Annotated in this window: 21 protein-coding genes; 11 read left to right on the forward strand and 10 right to left on the reverse strand. The window is 65.3% G+C overall.

Annotated features, from left to right (window positions below):
* The first annotated feature begins 155 nt into the window (after positions 1-155).
* Together WA317_RS07750 and phoU are read left to right on the forward strand one after the other, a co-directional pair.
* The gene (locus WA317_RS07750) at positions 156-2,300 is read left to right on the forward strand and encodes an LCP family protein (RefSeq protein WP_425172477.1); all 2,145 of its coding nucleotides are present in this window, start codon (positions 156-158) and stop codon (positions 2,298-2,300) included.
* A gap of 78 nt (positions 2,301-2,378) precedes the next feature.
* Positions 2,379-3,047 (forward strand): phosphate signaling complex protein PhoU, encoded by a 669-nt coding sequence (phoU, locus tag WA317_RS07755; RefSeq protein WP_425172478.1) that lies wholly within the window; start codon positions 2,379-2,381, stop codon positions 3,045-3,047.
* Between the two features lie 6 nt (positions 3,048-3,053).
* Here the strand turns inward: phoU and pstB are convergent, their stop codons facing one another.
* From pstB to WA317_RS07785, 6 genes are all read right to left on the reverse strand, one after another.
* Positions 3,054-3,830, reverse strand: coding sequence for a phosphate ABC transporter ATP-binding protein PstB (pstB, locus tag WA317_RS07760; protein WP_425172479.1), 777 nt, complete (start codon positions 3,828-3,830; stop codon positions 3,054-3,056).
* Positions 3,830-4,756: a phosphate ABC transporter permease PstA gene (gene pstA / locus WA317_RS07765; RefSeq protein WP_425172480.1), complete on the reverse strand. Its 927-nt coding sequence runs from the start codon at positions 4,754-4,756 to the stop codon at positions 3,830-3,832. Before pstA ends, pstB begins: the two co-directional genes overlap by 1 nt.
* The gene (gene pstC / locus WA317_RS07770; protein ID WP_425172495.1) at positions 4,753-5,775 is read right to left on the reverse strand and encodes a phosphate ABC transporter permease subunit PstC; all 1,023 of its coding nucleotides are present in this window, start codon (positions 5,773-5,775) and stop codon (positions 4,753-4,755) included. Before pstC ends, pstA begins: the two co-directional genes overlap by 4 nt.
* Positions 5,776-5,857: 82 nt before the next feature.
* Entirely contained in the window at positions 5,858-6,937 is a 1,080-nt protein-coding gene (gene pstS / locus WA317_RS07775; RefSeq protein ID WP_425172481.1) for a phosphate ABC transporter substrate-binding protein PstS, read from the reverse strand.
* Positions 6,938-7,100: 163 nt separating this feature from the next.
* Complete coding sequence (gene mshD, locus WA317_RS07780; protein ID WP_425172482.1) at positions 7,101-8,012, reverse strand: mycothiol synthase; 912 nt, start codon at positions 8,010-8,012, stop codon at positions 7,101-7,103.
* The gene (locus WA317_RS07785; protein ID WP_425172483.1) at positions 8,009-8,779 is read right to left on the reverse strand and encodes a winged helix-turn-helix transcriptional regulator; all 771 of its coding nucleotides are present in this window, start codon (positions 8,777-8,779) and stop codon (positions 8,009-8,011) included. Before WA317_RS07785 ends, mshD begins: the two co-directional genes overlap by 4 nt.
* 215 nt (positions 8,780-8,994) lie before the next feature.
* On the opposite strand from WA317_RS07785, the gene lmeA reads away from it, so the two are divergent.
* From lmeA to WA317_RS07820, 7 genes are all read left to right on the forward strand, one after another.
* Entirely contained in the window at positions 8,995-9,801 is an 807-nt protein-coding gene (lmeA, locus tag WA317_RS07790) for a mannan chain length control protein LmeA (protein WP_425172484.1), read from the forward strand.
* Positions 9,802-9,886: 85 nt separating this feature from the next.
* Positions 9,887-10,312, forward strand: a complete 426-nt coding sequence (locus WA317_RS07795) for a thioredoxin family protein (protein ID WP_425172485.1) — start codon at positions 9,887-9,889, stop codon at positions 10,310-10,312.
* A 50-nt stretch (positions 10,313-10,362) separates the two neighbouring features.
* Positions 10,363-10,431: a putative leader peptide gene (locus WA317_RS07800; protein WP_425172496.1), complete on the forward strand. Its 69-nt coding sequence runs from the start codon at positions 10,363-10,365 to the stop codon at positions 10,429-10,431.
* 87 nt (positions 10,432-10,518) lie between these two features.
* Positions 10,519-10,986, forward strand: a complete 468-nt coding sequence (locus WA317_RS07805; RefSeq protein ID WP_425172486.1) for a DUF4395 domain-containing protein — start codon at positions 10,519-10,521, stop codon at positions 10,984-10,986.
* A 34-nt stretch (positions 10,987-11,020) separates the two neighbouring features.
* Positions 11,021-11,854 (forward strand): sulfurtransferase, encoded by an 834-nt coding sequence (locus WA317_RS07810; RefSeq protein WP_425172487.1) that lies wholly within the window; start codon positions 11,021-11,023, stop codon positions 11,852-11,854.
* 4 nt (positions 11,855-11,858) lie between these two features.
* Positions 11,859-12,161, forward strand: coding sequence for a DUF1416 domain-containing protein (locus WA317_RS07815; RefSeq protein ID WP_425172488.1), 303 nt, complete (start codon positions 11,859-11,861; stop codon positions 12,159-12,161).
* A 119-nt stretch (positions 12,162-12,280) separates the two neighbouring features.
* Complete coding sequence (locus tag WA317_RS07820; RefSeq protein ID WP_425172489.1) at positions 12,281-12,949, forward strand: FABP family protein; 669 nt, start codon at positions 12,281-12,283, stop codon at positions 12,947-12,949.
* A 362-nt stretch (positions 12,950-13,311) separates the two neighbouring features.
* On the opposite strand, the gene WA317_RS07825 is transcribed toward WA317_RS07820, so the two are convergent.
* A complete protein-coding gene (locus WA317_RS07825) occupies positions 13,312-14,181 on the reverse strand; it encodes an aminodeoxychorismate lyase (RefSeq protein WP_425172497.1) in 870 nt (289 codons plus the stop codon).
* Positions 14,182-14,347: 166 nt separating this feature from the next.
* Here WA317_RS07825 and WA317_RS07830 point away from each other — a divergent pair, with 166 nt between their 5' ends.
* Together WA317_RS07830 and WA317_RS07835 are read left to right on the forward strand one after the other, a co-directional pair.
* Complete coding sequence (locus tag WA317_RS07830) at positions 14,348-15,442, forward strand: YgfZ/GcvT domain-containing protein (protein ID WP_425172490.1); 1,095 nt, start codon at positions 14,348-14,350, stop codon at positions 15,440-15,442.
* Between the two features lie 137 nt (positions 15,443-15,579).
* Positions 15,580-15,768: a DUF3073 domain-containing protein gene (locus WA317_RS07835; RefSeq protein ID WP_425172491.1), complete on the forward strand. Its 189-nt coding sequence runs from the start codon at positions 15,580-15,582 to the stop codon at positions 15,766-15,768.
* A 22-nt stretch (positions 15,769-15,790) separates the two neighbouring features.
* On the opposite strand, the gene purM is transcribed toward WA317_RS07835, so the two are convergent.
* From purM to WA317_RS07850, 3 genes are all read right to left on the reverse strand, one after another.
* Entirely contained in the window at positions 15,791-16,885 is a 1,095-nt protein-coding gene (gene purM, locus WA317_RS07840; protein ID WP_425172492.1) for a phosphoribosylformylglycinamidine cyclo-ligase, read from the reverse strand.
* 93 nt (positions 16,886-16,978) lie between these two features.
* Positions 16,979-18,523, reverse strand: a complete 1,545-nt coding sequence (gene purF / locus WA317_RS07845; protein ID WP_425172493.1) for an amidophosphoribosyltransferase — start codon at positions 18,521-18,523, stop codon at positions 16,979-16,981.
* 483 nt (positions 18,524-19,006) lie between these two features.
* Positions 19,007-19,399, reverse strand: a complete 393-nt coding sequence (locus tag WA317_RS07850; protein WP_425172494.1) for a sterol carrier family protein — start codon at positions 19,397-19,399, stop codon at positions 19,007-19,009.
* Positions 19,400-19,536 lie beyond the last annotated feature (137 nt).

A 19,536-nucleotide genomic window follows, 5' to 3' on the forward strand; every position in this document is an offset into this window, starting at 1 on the left:
TCGGTCAGGCCCGCCCGGCTTCTGCCGCAGGAGTGCGAGAACGACGGCGCGACCCACTGGTCGCGCGGGTCCGCAGTGCTGCCATCGCCGGCACTGTGCTGATGGACAAGCACGCCACACGCGCACCTGATCAGCAGTTCGGAGGCCGGTAGAACATGAGTGACGGCGACGACGGCGCCGCTAAGGCCACTCGTGCGGGCGCTGGCGCCGATCATATGGAAGAGGTAACCCGCCAAACAACGCTGCGACCTTTCGGCGCTGCGCCGTGGGAACGCTTCCAGCAGCGCGCCGAGGCCGGGTTTCGTGCCGTGGCCGGTTCCGCGGAGCGGTCAGCCGCGCCACCAACCGAGCCTGCTGAAAAGCCCGCTGACAGCGCAGGAAATCACGCCGGAGGCGAACTCACCGTCGCCGAACTCATCGCGAAGGTCGGCGGCGTGCCGGCCAAGCGGCCCCGCCATCACCATGCCGCGCCGGAAGCGGACTCCACCGAGGTGCTCGCAGCCGCACCGGACGAAGCCAACGAGTTCAGCGCAGGGCACGACATTGCACTGGACACCCCTGAACATCCACCGGCGAGGGCCTACGCCGACGAGTGGCCCGACCTCGAACCGGCCTACCCGTTCGAGCCAGCCGAACCCGAAGAGCCCCTCGCCTTCGCGGACACCGACGACGCGGCGCTCGTCGAAGGTGAACCAGACCCCCACGCCCTGAACGCAGCATCCCGAGGCGGCAGGCGGCCGCTGATGTTGGCCGGGCGTTCACTTGCGGCGCTGATCGCGGTGCTTAGCCTGGCTCTGACCGGCGGCGCCTACCAGTGGAGTGCATCGAAGAACAACCGGTTGAACACGGTCAGTGCGCTGGATCCGCACTCGCGCGACGTCGTCAACCCCAATGGCCAGTTCGGCGACGAGAACTTCCTGATCGTCGGCATGGACACCCGCGCGGGGGCGAACAGCCAAATGGGCGCGGGCGACACTGACGACGCCGGGGGCGCGCGCTCGGATACCGTGATGCTGGTCAACATCCCGGCCAACCGCAAACGTGTGGTGGCGGTGTCCTTCCCGCGCGACCTGGCGATCACCCCGGTGCGCTGCGAGGCTTGGAACCCGGACACCGGCGCATACGGGCCGCTGTATGACGACAAGACCCGGACCTGGGGTCCCGACATGGTCTACACCGAGACCAAATTGAACTCGGCGTTCTCCTTCGGCGGTCCGAAGTGCCTGGTGAAGGTGATCCAAAAGCTGTCCGGGCTGAGCATCAACCGGTTCATGGCGATCGACTTCGTCGGTTTCAGCAAAATGGTCGACGCACTCGGCGGCGTCGAGGTGTGCTCGACCACCCCGCTGCGTGACTACGAACTGGGCACCGTCCTCGAGCACTCCGGCCGCCAGATCGTCGACGGGTCGACCGCACTGAACTATGTTCGGGCCCGCCAGGTGACGACGGAGGACAACGGCGACTACGGACGCATCAAACGCCAGCAATTGTTCTTGTCGTCGCTGCTCCGATCGCTGATCACCCGTGACACTTTCTTTTCGCTGGGCAAACTGAACAATGTGGTCAACATGTTCATCAACGACAGCTACGTCGACAACGTCAAGACCAAAGACCTGGTTGACCTTGGTCAATCGGTGCAGGGGCTGACCGCAGGGCATATCACTTTCGTGACCATCCCGACGACCGGTATCACCGACGAGGACGGTAACGAGCCGCCGCGCACCGCCGACGTTCGGGCGCTGTTCGACGCGATCATCAATGACGACCCGCTGCCCGGCGAAAACGACGCGAACGCGCAGGACATGGGACCCACGCCGGCCAAGACCCGCTCGACAACCAGCAAAGCGCCTAAGCCCAGCCCCACCGGCCAGCCACACCCCGACCAGGTGCAGGCGGTGACGACCTCACCACAAGATGTCACCGTGCAGGTCTCCAACGCGACCGGCAGGACCGGACTGGCCACGACCGCCACCAACGAGTTGGAGCAGCGCGGGTTCAACGTGGAGACGCCGAACGACTACCCGAAAACAGTGAGCTCGACCACGGTGTTCTTCTCGCCCGGCAATGAGCAGGCCGCCGCGACGGTCGCCACTACATTGGCGAATTCGAAGATTGAGCGGGTGACCGGCATCGGAAGTCTGGTGCAGGTGGTGCTCGGTCCTGACTTCCGGGCTGTGGCCGCTCCCCCACCTTCCGGGTCATCGGTCAGCATGCTGGTCAATCACAACACCAGTAGCGCCCCAACCAAGCTGCCCGAGGACCTCTCTGTCACCAACGCCGCCGACACTCGTTGCGAGTGACGCCACCGTCTGACTGTTCATAGTCGTGGCACCCGGCGCTTCACCCGGTTTCCGCTGCTGAGGACGTAGTCTTAGATCATGCGCACCGCATATCATGATCAACTTACAGAGTTGACCGACCAACTCGGCGAGATGTGCCGGTTGGCCGGGGTTGCCATGGAACACGCGACGCAGGCTTTGCTCCAGGCCGATCTGGTGCAGGCCGAGCAGGTGTTCTCCGATCACGAGCAGATCGCGAGGTTGAGCGCCCGAGCCGAGGAGAGCGCTTTCGTGTTGCTGGCGTTGCAGGCGCCGGTCGCCGGGGATCTGCGCGCAATCGTCAGCGCCATTCAGATGGTTGCCGACATCGACCGGATGGGCGCGCTGGCCCTGCACGTCGCCAAAATCGCCCGCCGGCGCCATCCGCAGCACGCCCTACCCGAGGAGGTCAACGGCTACTTCGCCGAAATGGGCAGAGTCGCAGTCGACTTGGGTAATAGTGCGCAAGAGGTGGTGTCGTCGCGGGACCCGGAGAAGGCCGCGCGCATCCGCGAAGAAGACGACGCAATGGACCACCTGCACCGGCATCTGTTCACCGTGTTGATGGACAAGGAATGGAAGCACGGCGTGGCCTCTGCGGTGGACGTGACGCTGCTAGGCCGGTTCTACGAGCGCTTCGCCGATCACGCCGTTCAAGTGGCCAGACGCGTCATCTTTCAGGCGACCGGCAGATTCCCCGACGACGAGGCGATGGCCGCGGCGAACTAGGCGCCCTCAGCCGAAGCGGCCGGAGATGTAATCCTCGGTCGCCTTCTGGGTGGGGTTGGAGAAGATCTTCTCGGTGTCGTCGATCTCCACGAGCCGCCCCGGCTTCCCGACCGCTTCGAGGTTGAAGAACGCGGTCTGATCGCTCACCCGGGCAGCCTGTTGCATGTTGTGGGTGACGATCACGATGGTGTAGTCCTGCTTCAGGTCGGCGATCAGGTCCTCGATGGCCATCGTCGAGATAGGATCCAGCGCCGAACACGGCTCGTCCATCAGCAGCACATCGGGTTGCACCGCGATGGCGCGCGCGATGCACAGCCGTTGCTGCTGACCTCCGGATAATCCGCCGCCCGGCTTGTCCAGCCGATCCTTGACCTCATCCCACAGGTTCGCGCCGCGCAGGGAGTATTCGGCGGTCTCGTCGAGCACTTTGCGGTTGCGCACGCCCTGCAGCTTCAAACCGGCGATCACGTTGTCGCGAATGGACATGGTGGGGAACGGGTTCGGACGCTGAAACACCATGCCGATGGCCCGGCGCACGCCGACGGGATCGGTGCCCGAGGAGTAGATGTCGTCGTCGTCGAGCATGACCGTGCCCTCGACCCGGGCACCAGGAATGACTTCGTGCATCCGGTTGAGAGTCCGCAGCACCGTCGTTTTACCGCACCCCGACGGGCCGATGAATGCGGTCACGCTGCGCGGCAGCACCGACAACGAGACACCGGCCACCGCGTGAAACGCTCCGTAGTAGATGTTGACCTCTTTGAGGTCTAACCGCTTGGCCACTAAATCTCCTGACTAATTGCTTTGGGCGCGAATACTTTGGCTACCAGCCGTGCCCCGACATTGATGATGGCGGTCAACGTGATCAGCGTCAGCGCAGCGCCCCACAACCGATCGGTCGGAATGGGGTAGGCACCCGCACCGGCGGATGTCTGGTCGTAAATCATGCTCGGCAGTGACCCCATGAACCCCGCGAACATGTCGAAGTTCATTGCCTGCGAATAACCCACCAAGATCAGCAACGGGGCTGTCTCACCCATAACCCTGGCCAACGCCAGCAGGATTCCGGTTAGGATGCCGGACAATCCCGTCGGTAGCACGATTCGAACGATCGTTTTCCACTTCGGAATGCCCAGCGCGTAGCCGGCCTCGCGGAGATCCATCGGGACGATCCGCAGCATTTCTTCGGTTGCCCGAACGATCACCGGAATCATCAACAGCGCCAACGCCAGCGACACCGCAAACCCCGAACGGGAAGAGCCCAGCATCGACACCCATAGCGTGTAGACGAACAATGCCGCCACGATCGAGGGTACCCCGGCGAGGATATCAACCATGGACGTAGTCTGCTTGGCCAGCCAAGTGTCGCCGCCGTATTCGACGAGGTAGATGGCGACGAGGAGGCCGATCGGGATGGCGATCACCGCGCAGGCCAGCCCCTGCAGCACCGTGCCGACGATTGCGTGGTAAGCGCCGCCGCCGGACACGAATGCCGTCAAACCGGCTTGGGAGTGCGTCCACCACGTGCTGGAGGTTACCGCTCGAAACCCCTGGCTAACCACTGAGTACAGCACCCACGCCAGGGGTATCAACACGATGACGATGGAGAGAGTCACCAGCAGCGTCGCCACGTCGTTGGCGACCCGACGGCGCAGGCTCGCGCCCCTGAGTGTGCGCGCTTTGACCGGGCGGTCCAACATCGACGTCATTGGTTTGTTTTTCTTGCGACAGCGGCCCGAGCCAGCGCGTTGACCACGGAGGTCAGGATGAAAAGCACCAGCCCGGCTGCGATATAGGCATCGGCCCTGTACTGATTGTTGAATTCCAAAGCGGTGGCGGCGATCTTGGTGGCGAAGGTGTAGCCGCCGTCGAATAGCGACCAGCCGAAAGCCTTTTGGGCGCCGCGCAAGATGATAAGCAGCGCGATCGTCTCACCCAGGGCGCGACCCAGGCCCAGCATCGCGCCGCTGATGTAGCCCGAACGTCCGAACGGGAGCACGGTCGTCTTCACCACTTCCCATCGCGTCGCGCCGAGTGCCAGCGCAGCATCAATTTGGCCTTGCGGCGTCTGGATGAAGACCTCGCGAGTGACCGCGGTGATGATCGGCACAATCATCAACGCCAGCACGATGCCAGCGGTGAACAGCGTGCCACCACCGGCCACTGACGCGTTGCCGGTAGCGAACAAGAAGAACCAGCCCAAGTGCTCGTTAAGCCAGGTTGCGATTCCTCGCAGTCGCGGTGCCAGCACGTACAAGCCCCAGACGCCGTAAACGACCGACGGCACGGCGGCAAGCAGGTCGACACTGTAGGCAAGCGGCCCGACGATCCGCCGCGGTGCGTACTGAGTGAGGAAGACCGCGATGCCAAGAGCTATCGGCATCGCCAGGATCAGCGCAAATAGCGATATGCATACGGTCACCTGAAACAGTTTGAAGATCCCGAAGTGCATCGCGGAGGTGTCGGTGGTGACCCAGTTGCCGCCGTAGCTGAAGAAGTTCTCTTTGTCGCGTTTCAGCGCAGGTATTGCGCGCCACAGCAGGAAGATGCCGATTGCGGCGGTCAGGACGACGAGCGAGATAGCGGAACCCACCGATACTCCACGAAATAGCCAATCCACCAGGCGGGGTGTGCTCCACCACGGGCGGGTCGGCGCCAACTTCGGCTTGGGATAACCCGCAACGACGGCGTGGCCTGAACCCGCATTGGCTGGAGTTGGCCCGGTCACCGTAATCCCATCGATATCGTCGCTGCGGGTTTCACATTCATCTTGTCCGTGGGCGCCCTCGACCACGGACCACATTGCGCGATCACTGGATCGCGCTGATCGCCGTCACCAGGCGCCCCTTCAACCTATCCGGCAGCGGAACATAGCCGGCCAGTGAAAGCCCGCTCTGACCGTTCGTGGCCGCCACCGTCAAAAACGACCTGATACCGGCCGACGTGCCACGGTCGTAGCCCTTCGAACACACGATTTCGTAAGTCGCCAGTACCAACGGATAGACGCCGGGCTCGTTCGTGCCATACATCGAATTCAGGTCCAGCACCAAATCATTACCCTGCCCGGCGACCATCGCGTGGTCGATAGCCTCCCTGGCCGTGGTATCGGTGAGTGCCACAGGCCCGCTGCCGGAGTCGATCCGGGCATACGGCACGCCGGCCTGATCAGCGAATCCCTTCTCGACGTAGCCGATGGCGCCGGGCGTCGACCGCACTGCTTGCACAACACCTGCTGACTTCTGCGCACCCTCGCCGACACCACCCTGGAATTCGGTGCCGACGCCCTCGGCCCAGCTTTGCGGTGCGGCCGCGGTCAGGTATTGCTGGAAATTGTCAGTGGTACCCGACGAGTCGGCGCGGTAGATGACCGTGATTCTGGTGGCGGGCAGGGCGACACCTCGGTTGAGCGCTGCGATCGCCGGGTCGTTCCACCTCGTGATCGCACCGCTGAAGATCTTTGCCAGCATGGCACCGTTCACGACCAGCGGGCTTACGCCGTCCAGATGGTATGCCAACGCGATCGGACCGAAGACCAGCGGCAGGTGCCACGCGGGATTGCCGCGGCAGCGCTTCACCGCCAGCTCGATCTGCGGGGTCGCGAGCGGCGTGTCGGCACCAGCGAAATCAACATGGCCCGCCAGGAACTGCTCGCGACCGGCACCCGAGCCAGTCGGGTTGTACGACACGCTCTTCCCTGGACAAAGCCGCAACCACGCCTGGTTGAACAATGCCATCGCGTTCTGCTGAGCGGTCGAGCCTTCCGCAGTCAGTGCGTTTTTACCGCCACAGTCCACTCGGGCGCTCAATGTTCCGGAGGTGAGCGCTGCGCCGTCGACATTGCTGTCGCTACCGCACCCCGCCAGCATCAGGCTTGCGAGCATTGCAACCATCAACGCCCTGCCAACCCTGCGGACTTTCACCGACCTCGCTTCCCACATCTTCTGGGCACGCTGTACGACCCGAAAAATATGCCTCAGCGATGGCCACTACCCGGATGGCGGGTGAACGCACGGTGAACAGCCCTCATGCACCGCGGCTACTCTCCAGGGCCGGTCAATCGCTTGCCGTCGCCGAGGCGTAGGCGGTATCGACGCTGTACACGGTGAAGCCCAACCCTTCGTAGGTGCGCACCGCGGCGGTGTTGTCCGATTCGACGTAGAGCATCACAGTGGGGTCGGCCGCGTCGGCAAGCCGCCGCGCCAGCGCGACCATACCGACCGAGGTCAGTAATTGCCCCAGGCCACGGCCCTGCGCCGACGGGTCGACGCCCACGACATAGACCTCGCTCAGCCCCGGCTTGTCCAGGTGCACCCTCGTCCAATGAAATCCCAGCAGCTTGCCGGTGGCGTCATCGAATGCCAGGAACAGCCCTTGCGGGTCGAACCAGGGTTCGGCGCGGCGCTCGGCCAGGTGTGTCGGAGTCCAGCCGCTTTGTTCCGGGTGGCTATGAAACGCGGCGTTGTTGACTCGCAGCAACTCGGCGTCGTCGTCCGGTCCGGCATAGGTGCGGATCCGGACGCCGTTGGGAACCGCCGGTTCGGACGTGTCGTGCAGCGACCGCCGCATCTGCACCAACTCCCGCACCGCGACCAGACCGAGCGCCGACGCCGTCGCCCGAGCCGAATCCAAGGTGCCATGCGCCCAAAACCGGTTATGGCCGGAAGACTTCTGGAGCGCGGCTCGCGCCATCGTCGTGCCGATACCATGCCGACGGGCCTGCGGATGCACCACCAGCTCTGCCATGGCCGAAGCCTCGCCGCGGGCCGGGGCGAAATTGAGGTAGCCCACAGCCTCGCGCGCGCCGTTGGTAACCAGCAGATGCTCGGTGCGCTGCCCAGCGAGTTCCCGCAGAACCTGCTCGCCCACTGGCGTCACCTTGTCGACAGCGCTGGCAACTCTCACCAATTCGCGCACCTGCTGCTGCTCGTCGGTGGCCAGCGCCGAACGCCAGTCAGCCTGAGTCACTGGCTGCGCAGCGGGTCGAATATCGGTTCTCGGAGCGATTCGGCGCTGGCCTCGATGTCTGCTGCACTGTTGGGCCGCGTGTTCGCGCCCCTGCCGCGGGCCGGACGGACCGCCTTGTAGCCGACGTTGCGGACGGTGCCGATCAGCGACTCATGCTCGGGTCCGAGTTTGGCCCGCAGCCGCCGCACGTGCACGTCGACGGTACGGGTGCCGCCGAAGAAGTCGTAACCCCAGACCTCGTGCAAGAGCTGCGCCCGGGTGAACACCCGCCCTGCGTGCTGCGCCAAATACTTAAGCAGCTCGAACTCCTTATATGTGAGGTCGAGGGGACGCCCACGTAAGCGCGCGGTGTAGGTGCCCTCGTCGATCACCAACTCGCCGAGGTTGACCTTGTCCAGGTTGTCCTGGTCGCCCTGACCGCCCCGACGACCGACGATCAACCGCAGCCGGGCGTCGATCTCCGCGGGCCCCGTGCTGGGCAGCAGTATTTCGTCGAGGCCCCACTCGGGGTTGACGGCCACCAGCCCGCCTTCGGTGACCACGGCGACCACCGGAATCGGTCTGCCGGTGGCTCCCAGCAAGCGGCACAAGCTGCGCGCGGCGGGTAGGTCCTGGCGCGCGTCGACGATCACGGCGTCTGCCGTGCCCGCTTCCAGCAGCGACGAAACGTCGGCCGGTGCCGTCCGCACATTGTGGGACAACAGCGACAACGACGGCAGAACCGAATCGCTGTGCGGGTCGGCGCTCAGTAACAGAAGATCCAACAAGCCCCTCCAGCGTCGTGGGAAAAACCTTCCCAAGACCCATGGCGACATGTGTAATTAGCGGCCAGGTCACCTAACTTTAGCGTGCTACCTGCTGTTTAGCCTGGCGATAAGGCGAAGCGCCCAGGTGCGCAGTTCCTGACCAACGTCGGCTTGTTGCGCGAATCCGCGGGATCTCGGCCCGACAAGTCGACGTTCGCGGTCATTAAAATGTCCAGATGCGCAAGGTGCTGCTTGGGGCGGCCGTATCGGCAACGGCCGTGGTGGTCGCCGCCGTCGCAGCTCTCGGTATCGACGTCGGCACCAGTATTTACGCCGAATACCACTTGTCGGTCGCGATGCGAAGGGCCGCAGACCTCGGATCGGATCCGTTCATCGCCATCTTGGGTTTTCCGTTCATTCCGCAAGCGATGAACGACCACTACGACGAGATGGAGGTCAAAGCCAACGCCGTCGACCACGCGATGGTGGGCAAGGCCACCTTGGAGGCCACCATGCACTCGGTCGACTTGACTGAGGCGTCGTGGCTGATCAGCTCGCAGGCCAAGCTGCCCGTCGGCAAGCTGGAAAGCCGAGTCATCATCGACTCGGCGCATCTGGGCCGCTACTTGGGCATCAACGACCTGATGGTGGAGGCGCCGCCCCAGGAGACCAACGACGCCACCGGCGGCACCACCGAATCCGGGATTTCTGACAGCCATGGACTAGTGTTCACTGGCACTCCAAAGTCGGCCAACTTCGACAAGCGGGTCAGCGTCTCGGTGGACCTGTCGATGGCCGGTGCCGACCGGAGCACGCTGGTGCTGACACCCACTGGGATCCTGACCGGTCCGGACACCGCCAATCAGCACGTTCCCGACGACAAGCGCGACGCGGTGCTCGCGGCGTTCCGTCAGCAGGTGCCTGATCAGCGGCTGCCGTTCGGCGTGGCGCCGACCAGCCAGGGCGCGCGTGGCTCCGACGTCATCATCGAAGGCATCGCCGTGGGAGTAACCGTCGCACTCGATGGGTTCAAAGAGTCGTGAGGGAGCACCCCAGCGACGATGCGCGCCGAACGGCCCGAGGAGTCGAATTGTCCAGCACCGCCCGAGGCGAGCAGGAGACGGGCACGTGATCACCGCCACCGTCGCGATCGTGGCCGCCGTCGGGCTGGCCCTGCTGGCCGGCTGGCTGCTGACTCGCAGGTCCGGAGATGTTCGGGAGATCAGACCCGGATCCAAAGCGGGCGCTGACGAGCCGGAGACCGCGAGTCTGGGGCTTTCCGGAACCGGTCCGACCATCGTGCACTTCAGCGCAGCCTGGTGTGGGCAATGCAACCAGGTGCGCCGAGTGGTGCATCAGGTCTGCGACGATCTCGCTGACGTTGCGCACGTCGAAGTTGATCTGGATGCCGATCCTGGCGCGGCACAGAAGTTTTCGGTGCTGTCGCTGCCGGCCACGTTGATCTTCGACGCCGATGGACGTCAGCGCTACCGCAGTGCCGGTGTTCCCAAGGTCGCCGATCTGCGGTCTGCGCTGGAACCGCTGTTGGCTTGACTGCCATCCGATTGGGTAAGCTATCCGACGTGTTCGCCCGCCTTGAGCTCGTGCTCACCAAGCGTCGCGCAGTCGATCTGCGCCGCACCGCGGGCTGTTGTTGTTGTTGTAGCTGCTGAGTCGCCGCGCGTACGCGTGCCGCGCTCGGAGCAGCCAGTATGGCGTGCCTCCACCCATTCCGTGCATGTAGGAGCAGGAGTAGTTCCATGTCGACCACCACCGCCGCTCAGGTCGATGTCCGCGGTCCCCGGTTCGTCGCGTGGATCACCACCGCGGTCCTGGTGGTCACGCTGATCAACTCAGCCGTCAGCAGTCGGGCGGCCGCCGTCATCCTGAGCGTTCAGGCGGTGGTTTTCGCGATCGGCGCGATCGCGGGGCCCAAGCGGCACCCGTACGGCCTCGTCTTCGCCAGCCTGGTTGCGCCTCGGCTGGGGCCGGTCCGGGATCGTGAACCGGTGCCGCCGCTGAAGTTCGCTCAACTCGTCGGCCTGGTCTTCGCCGTCGCCGGCGTTGCTGGGTTCGCTACCGGGGCGCTGTACGTGGGTGTCGTCGCTACCGGGGCTGCGCTGGTCGCCGCCCTGCTGAACGCCGCTTTCGGCATTTGTCTGGGCTGCCAGATCTATCCGCTCGTCGTTCGCCTCCGACCGGCTCCCAAAGCCGCCGAAACCGCATAACCGACTTTCGCCACGCAATCGAAAGGATTCCCCTATGGCACGTTCCGACGTCTTGGTCTCCGCTGACTGGGCCGAGAGCAATCTCGACGCGGCCAACGTCGTCTTCGTGGAAGTCGACGAGGACACCAGCGCTTACGACGGCGGGCACATCCCCGGCGCCGTGAAGCTGGACTGGCGTACCGATCTGCAGGACCCGGTGAAACGCGACTTCGTCGACGCCCAGCAGTTCTCCAAGCTGTTGAGCGACCGCGGTATCTCCAACGACGACACCGTGATCCTCTACGGCGGCAACAACAACTGGTTCGCCGCCTACGCCTACTGGTACTTCAAGCTGTACGGCCACTCGCAGGTGAAACTGCTCGACGGTGGCCGCAAGAAGTGGGAGCTGGACGGCCGCGCGCTGTCGTCGGACAAGGTGAGCCGCCCGGCGACCTCCTACTCGGCCGCCACGCCGGACAATTCGATCAGGGCGTTCCGCGACGAGGTCATCGAGGCCATAAACGTCAAGAACCTGGTCGACGTCCGCTCGCCGGATGAGTTCTCCGGCAAGATTCTTGCGCCGGCGCATCTGCCGCAAGAGCAGAGCCAGCGGCCGGGTCACATCCCGGGTGCGATCAACGTGCCGTGGAGCAAAGCGGCCAATGAGGACGGCACGTTCAGATCCGACGAGGAGTTGACCAAGCTGTACGCCGACGCCGGTTTGAACGGGTCGAAGGAAACGATTGCGTACTGCCGCATCGGGGAACGGTCCTCACACACCTGGTTCGTGCTGCACGAGCTGCTCGGACACCAGAACGTCAAGAACTACGACGGCAGTTGGACGGAATACGGCTCCCTGGTGGGCGCCCCGATCGAGTTGGGAAGTTAGATATATGTGCTCTGCACCGAAGCAAGGACAGACGTTGTCTGCCAGCGTCGACTTGGAGAAGGAGACGGTCATCACTGGCCGGGTCGTGGACGATTCCGGCCAGGCCGTGGGTGGCGCGTTCGTGCGGCTGCTGGACTCTTCGAGCGAGTTCACCGCGGAGGTCGTCGCTTCGGCCACCGGTGACTTCCGGTTCTTCGCCGCACCGGGTTCGTGGACGGTGCGCGCGCTGTCGGCTTCCGGTAACGGGGACGCCGTGGTGTCGCCGTCCGGGCCAGGGATTCACGAGGTGGACATCAAGATCGCCTGACCGAACGCGACTAAACTCGTCGGCGTGGTGCTCTTTTTCGAGATCATGCTGGTGGTGACTGTCTTGATCATCGCGTGGTTCGCTCTGTACGCGCTGTACCGGCTCGTGACCGACGAGTCGTGACTTCCGGAGAGAGATCCGTCGGGCCGGTTCGTTCCACTGGTTCCGCCGACCGTGCCGTGGCTGCAGCCGCCGAACGGGCCAAGGCGACCGCGAGCCGGAACATCCCGGTTTTCGACGACCTCCCGATCCCGGCCGATACCGCCAATCTGCGCAAAGGCGCCAACCTCGACGACACACTGCTGGCACTGCTGCCGCTGGTGGGCGTCTGGCGCGGCGAGGGTGAGGGCCGCGGAACGCACGGCGACTACCGGTTCGGCCAGCAGATCGTTGTCTCCCATGACGGCGGGCACTACCTCAACTGGGAGGCCCGGTCCTGGCGGCTGACCGAGTCCGGCGACTACGACGGGCACGACCTGCGCGAGACCGGCTTCTGGCGGTTCGTCACCGATCCCCTCGACCCAGAGGAGTCGCAGGCCATCGAGCTGTTGCTGGCGCATTCGGCCGGTTACGTCGAATTGTTCTACGGCCGGCCGCGTAATCAGTCGTCGTGGGAGCTGGTGACCGACGCGCTGGCGTGCAGCAAGACGGGCGTCTTGGTCGGCGGCGCCAAACGGCTCTACGGCATCGTCGAGGGCGGCGACTTGGCGTACGTCGAGGAGCGGGTGGACGCTGACGGCGGCCTGGTCCCACATCTGTCCGCGCGATTGTCGCGCTTCGTCGGCTGACAGAATGGTTCGGCCGGGCGCGCGGCGATCGGGAGCGCGGCTGAAAGCCGGGCGAAGCGGGTCGCCGCCATCAGATCGGCGATCGGGAGCGCGGCTGAAAGCCGGGCGAAGCGGGTCGCCGCCATCAGGTCTTCCGACATGGAACGGCCCCCGAGCCGATGTTCCTGGTTGGACGGACCGGAGGCTCGGGGGCCGGGTGGCTGCGTGGAATTCGCCAGCGCGGTAATGCCGGTTTCTTTCCAGCCGGGCGCTGTTTAGCGCGCAGCCACCTCACATGTCCATGAAGCTATCAATTTCTTGGACCACCTCCTTCCTTGTGTACAGCCGAAGGTACCGGTTCACCGTCACGGCGACAACCGATTTCACCGATCGGTGACAATGGCGGCGTCGACGAGTTCGGCGAACTCCCCCGCGATCGCCGGACGCGGCAGCCGGCGGCCGTCGAGGGTGTGCACCCGTGCGGCCAGCGTCATGCTCGACACCAGCCAAATCCCTTCGGCGGCGGCCAGGTCGGTCGGGCGCAGGGCTCTGTAGTCGCAGTCGTAGCCCTTGGCGCGGGCGACTTGGAAGAGCGCCTGCTGGGTCGTGCCGCGCAGGATCGGATACCACGGCGGCGGTGTCAGCAGCTCGGTGACGCCGTCGACTCCTTCCCCTCGGGCGGCGATCACGACCGTGGAGCGCGGACCCTCGAGGATGTAGCCGTCGGAGCTGACGAAGATGACGTCGCCGGCGCCCTGGCGGGCCGCGTGCCGCAAAGCGGCCATGTTGACCGCGTAAGACAGTGTTTTGGCGCTTGCCAACAGCCACGGCATGGCGTCGATATCGGTGACGGGCCGACCGTGCGGCAGCGTGATCGCCGCGACACCGTCCCGCCGGGCACCGGCCACTCGATCGGCCACCGGGTTCACCGTCACGTAAGCGGTTGGTGCCGAGCCGCTTTCGCGTCCGCGGCTATACACCAGCCGCATCGCGCCCTCATCGCTGGTGTGCGCTGCCCAACGTCGCGCCGCCAAGTTGATCGTTCGCCGCCAGTTGTCCAGCTCCGGTCGGGGCAGGTCGGTCAGTTTCGCCGAATGAGTCAGCCGGTCCAGATGCGCTTCGATCAGGCAGGCGCGGCCGTCGCGTACCAGCAACGTCTCGAAGACACCGTCGCCACGCACCGCAGCAAGGTCGTCGGCGCACAGCAGCGGTGTGTCGGGCGCAAGTATCTGGCCGTCGAGTGTGACGACCACACCCTTGTGGCTGGCCATGGACGAGAAGCCTAGCCTGGTGACGATGCGGGCTACAGGCCCGAGGAGGAGGCGGGCGATCAAACCCCGCCTGGTGACGATGCGGGCTACAGGCCCGAGGAGGAGGCGGGCCAGCACGCCTGGCGCCGCGCGTCCGTAGAGTTAATACGTGTCAGCAGTTCCCGCACCCGAATCCGGACCGGACGCCGGCGCGGTCTGGCATTACGGTGACCCGCTCGGTGAACAGCGGACAGCCCAGATCGGAGCAGTGCTGGTCGACCGTTCGCACCGCGCCGTCCTGACTCTGACCGGCGCCGACCGGCAGACGTGGCTGCACAACATTTCGACGCAAGATGTCAGTGCTCTGCCCGAAGGCGCCAGCACGCACAACCTGAGTCTGGACGGGCAGGGCCGCGTCGAAGACCACTGGATTCAGACCGAACTGGGCGGTGTGACCTACCTCGACACCGAACCGTGGCGAGGTGATCCGCTGCTGGCATATCTGCGCAAGATGGTGTTCTGGTCCGACGTCAGTCCCGATGCCGCTGACGTGGCGGTGTTTTCACTGCTCGGCCCCGGCTTGGCTGAACAACCGGTGCTGGACGCGCTCGGCATCGACGCCTTACCGAACGAGATGACGGCACTGCCGCTGACAGGCGGCGGCATCCTCCGGCGGATGCCCGGGGCGACGACCGCACAAATCGAACTGGACCTGCTGGTGGCGCGCCCGGAATCGGCCGACTGGCGCCATCGCCTGACGCAGGCCGGAGTTCGCCCAGCGGGTGTATGGGCTTACGAGGCGCACCGGGTAGCTGCCAGGCGGCCCCGGCTCGGGGTGGACACCGACGAGCGCACCATCCCACATGAAGTGGGCTGGATCGGCGGACCCGGGTTGGGCGCCGTCCACCTCGACAAAGGTTGCTACCGCGGCCAGGAGACCGTCGCGCGGGTACACAATCTGGGCAAGCCGCCGCGCATGCTGGTGCTGCTGGACCTCGATGGCTCGGTCGACCGGCCGATCACCGGCGACCCTGTGCTGGCCGGCGGCCGGGCGGTGGGCCGCCTCGGCACTGTGGTCGACCATGTCGATCTAGGGCCGGTCGGGTTGGCCCTGTTGAAGCGCGGGCTGCCGGCGGATACCGCCTTGGTCACCGGTGGTGACGCCGAGGTCACAGCGGTGATGGACCCTGACTCGCTGCCGCCCACCGACGCGGCCGGCGCCGGTCGGCTCGCCGTCGAACGGCTGCGCGGTCTCGGCCGATGACGGATGTCGCAGCGGGGTAGGGCGTCCCAGCGGAGGGCCACAGGGCACGGTAAGCTACACGACAGGACGAAATACACACCTAGATCGGAGCCGCCTACTCGTTGGGCCGCTCCGTTATTGCGCGAGGGGGTTCCCCCATGGGCCGCGGCCGGGCTAAGGCGAAGCAGACCAAGGTTGCTCGAGAACTCAAATACAGCTCACCGCAGACTGATTTCGAGCGGCTTCAGCGCGAGCTGTCGGGGTCGGTGGGTGAAGACTCTAATTCACTAGATGGCGACGGCGGGCTCTCTGACGACCCGTGGGATAGCGACGAGTGGCGTCGCTGAAGCCGTCCTGACCGGACCCCGGTCAAAACCTCGGATGTTCGCCCACAAGCTTGGCGCGTGGGCCTTCCTTCCCGCCCTTGCTGACATTTCCCAACACCCAGCAGTCCAGGTGCCGCGCGGTCAAGATGGCCAGCGCCCGGTCGGTGTCCTCCGGAGCGACGACGGCGATCATCCCCACGCCCATGTTGAACGTCTTCTCCATCTCCGCGCGCATCACCCGGCCGCGCTGAGCGATCATCGCGAAGACCGGCGCCGGTGTCCAAGTGCCCCGGTCAACCTCGGCCAGCAGTCCCTGCGGGATGACGCGTTCCAGGTTGCCGGCCAGTCCGCCGCCGGTGACATGGCAGAACGTCCGGACTTGAGTCTCGGCGGCCAGCGCCAGACAGTCCTTGGCGTAGATCGTCGTCGGCTCGAGTAGTTCTTCGCCCAGCGTGCGACCGAACTCCTCGACGTGGCCCGCCAGGTTCATCCGGTCGATCTCCAGGAGGACGGCGCGAGCCAGCGAGTACCCGTTGGAATGCAAGCCGGACGAGCCCATGCCGATGATGACGTCGCCGGGTTTGACCCGATCGGGGCCCAGCACGTCGTCGGCTTCGACCACGCCGACGCCGGTAGCCGAGATGTCGTAGTGGTCGGGTTCGATCAGCCCGGGATGTTCCGCCGTTTCGCCGCCGAGCAATGCACAACCGGCGCGCATACATCCGTCGGCGATTCCGCCGACGATGGCGTTCAACCGCTCGGGCACGATCCGGCCCAAAGCGATGTAGTCGAGCAGGAACAACGGCTCGGCGCCGCAGACCACCAGGTCGTCGACCACCATAGCCACCAGGTCCAGGCCGACCGTGTCGTGTTTGTCCATCGCCTGCGCGACGGCCAGTTTCGTGCCCACCCCGTCGCTGGATGCCGCCAGGAGTGGTTCACGGTATTCACCGCGCAGCGCGAACAGACCCGCGAAACCGCCCAGCTTGCTGCGCACCTCAGGTCTGGTCGCCTTGGAAGCAAGCGGTTTGAACAATTCGACAGCGCGCTCACCGGCTTCAATGTTTACCCCGGCCGATGCGTAGGTGACGCCGTGAATGCCCGAATGTTGTCCGGGGCTTTGTCCGGTGTCCGTCATCGGCTTAAAGGCTACCGGTCGGTGCCCACCGGTATCGGCGACTCGGGCGGCAATCTGCGGCAGGGCGCCGATACCGGCCGATCGGGTCGAAGGCTACGGGCGGCGCAGGGCTTCTTCAGCGCCGAGTGACGCGTCGCCGGCCAGAGTGACGGCACCAACCTCCCGCGCGGCGTTGGCGAGGATCTGCTCGACGACATTCTTGCCCAGTGCGGACTCGCTGGGCAGATCGATCGGATACTTACCGTCATAGCAGGCAGTGCACAGTCGCGAGGTGGGTTGTTCGGTAGCGGCGACCAGACCCCGCAGCGAGATGTAACCCAGCGTGTCGGCGTTGATCGCATGCCGAACCGCTTCGAGCATCTCACTCTCGTCTTCGATAGCGTTGGCGATCAATTCGGCCGGCGAGGGGAAATCGATGCCGTAGAAACAGGGCCACTTGACCGGCGGCGAGGCGATACGCACGTGCACTTCGACGGCGCCGGCCTCGCGCAGCATCCGCACTAAGGCGCGCTGAGTATTGCCCCGCACGATCGAGTCGTCGACGACGACGAGGCGCTTGCCCCGGATGACCTCCTTGAGCGGATTCAGCTTCAATCTGATTCCGAGCTGGCGGATGGTTTGCGATGGCTGTATGAAGGTGCGCCCGACATAGGCGTTTTTCATCAGGCCTTGGCCGAAGGGGATGTTGGACTCCTGCGCGTAACCGACCGCGGCGGGCGTACCGGATTCCGGCACGCCGATCACCAGGTCGGCGTCCACCGGGTGTTCGCGGGCCAGCCGACGACCGATCTCGAGGCGGGCCCCGTGTACCGAACGGCCGGCGATGGTGCTGTCCGGCCGGGCCAGATAAACATATTCGAAGATGCAACCCTTAGGTGTGGGATTGGCGAAGCGGGTGGACCGCACTCCATCGGCGTCGATCGCCAGCAGTTCACCGGGCTCGATATCGCGGACAAAGGACGCGCCGACGATGTCGAGCGCTGCCGTCTCCGAAGCCACCACCCATCCGCGGTCTAGGCGTCCAAGCGACAGCGGCCGCACCCCGTGCGGGTCCCGGCACGCATAAAGCGTGTTCTCATCCATGAAAGTGAGACAGAAGGCGCCGCGCACAGTCGGCAGCAGTTTCAATGCCGCCTGCTCCAAACTGGAGTCAGCCGCACCGTGGGCCAGCAGCGCGCCCAGCATGTCGGAATCGGTGGTCGCGGCCCCTGGGGCCCGGGTGTTGATCAGTCCGGCCTCGCGGGCGCGGGCGACGAGTTCGGCGCTGTTGACCAGGTTGCCGTTGTGCCCCAACGCAACGCCGGTGCCAGCTGCGGTGTTTCGGAACACCGGCTGCGCGTTTTCCCAGGTGGTGTGGCCGGTGGTGGAGTAGCGGGTGTGCCCGATGGCGACGTGGCCCTCCATGGCCGCCAACGTCTGCTCGTCGAAAACTTGGCTGACCAGCCCGAGGTCTTTGAACACCAGGACCTGTGACCCGTCGGCCACAGCGATGCCGGCGGCTTCCTGGCCGCGGTGTTGCAGGGCGTAGAGGCCGTAGTAAGTCAGCTTCGCGACTTCCTCGCCGGGGGCCCAAACTCCGAATACGCCGCACTCTTCGCCAGGCGGATTCTCGTCGACTATCGGCTGCTGAGCGGTCACAGTGGGGCGGCTCCCTAGGCGCGGATTGGTGACGTATCGGAGTCTACGGAAATGACGGTCAGGACTGCGAATGGAGACGGCGTGTTGCGCCCCGTACTGACCGCGTTTCAGCACCTCGGAACCCCAGAAGCGTTCAGCTGCAACATCTGTTACATATGTCACAGCGGACTGGTCGTCGGCTACTTGGCGCCGCGATCCTCGAGCACCTGGCACCCCGCGTTGTATCCGGCAGTGAAGGTGGTGCCCGGGTTGCCATGACATCCCGCACCGCCGAAATACAGCACCCGCGGTGGTCGCGGCCGGACAGCCGAGCAGCGAACGGCGCCGGAATGTGTTCGGGCGCAACCAGATCAGATGCTCGGTGAGCGCGCCGATGCCACCGACAAGTTTGGTCATCGTCGCGGTGCCCTCAACGGGCGACCCGGGTGAGGTCGTGACGTCCAGCTGGAACTGATTCCGTCGGGCCTGGCTCCGCTGTCGCGCTCAACCGGTCAGCTCGACCAGCGGTAGCCAGTTCCCGATCTCTCCGGCCCGGGATCCGCTCAGTTGCAACAACCCCGCGGACTGCGCCGCCGCCACTTCCAGTAACCCGGTAATGAGCAACAACCAGGTACGGGCGTCGGCTTCAACCACATTCGGCGGTGTACCGCGAGTATGCCGCGGCCCGGGAACACACTGCACCGCCACGAACGGTGGTACCCGGACTTCGACGCTGGCGCCCGGGGCCTGCGCAGCCAGCGTCCACGCGGTGAGCCGCACCGCAGCCGCGAGTTCGGCGCGGTCGGGAGCCGGGTTGTTGCCGTCGCGCAACCAGCCCTCGATCGCCAGGACGGCTTGGCGGGTCTTGTCCGGATCGGCTCGGTGACGAACGCCCATTGCTCAGGGTCTCAAAAGCCCGCGTCGGCATCGGAGGAGCCCGGCGGCGTCAGCCGGGAACGCCGCCGGACGGTCAACGCGGCCGCCGCCGCGGTCTCGTTGATCGCCAGGTGCGCCAGCATCGGTGCCGCCAGGCT

The sequence above is a fragment of the Mycobacterium sp. genome (assembly GCF_049802695.1).
Taxonomy (GTDB): Bacteria; Actinomycetota; Actinomycetes; order Mycobacteriales; family Mycobacteriaceae; genus Mycobacterium.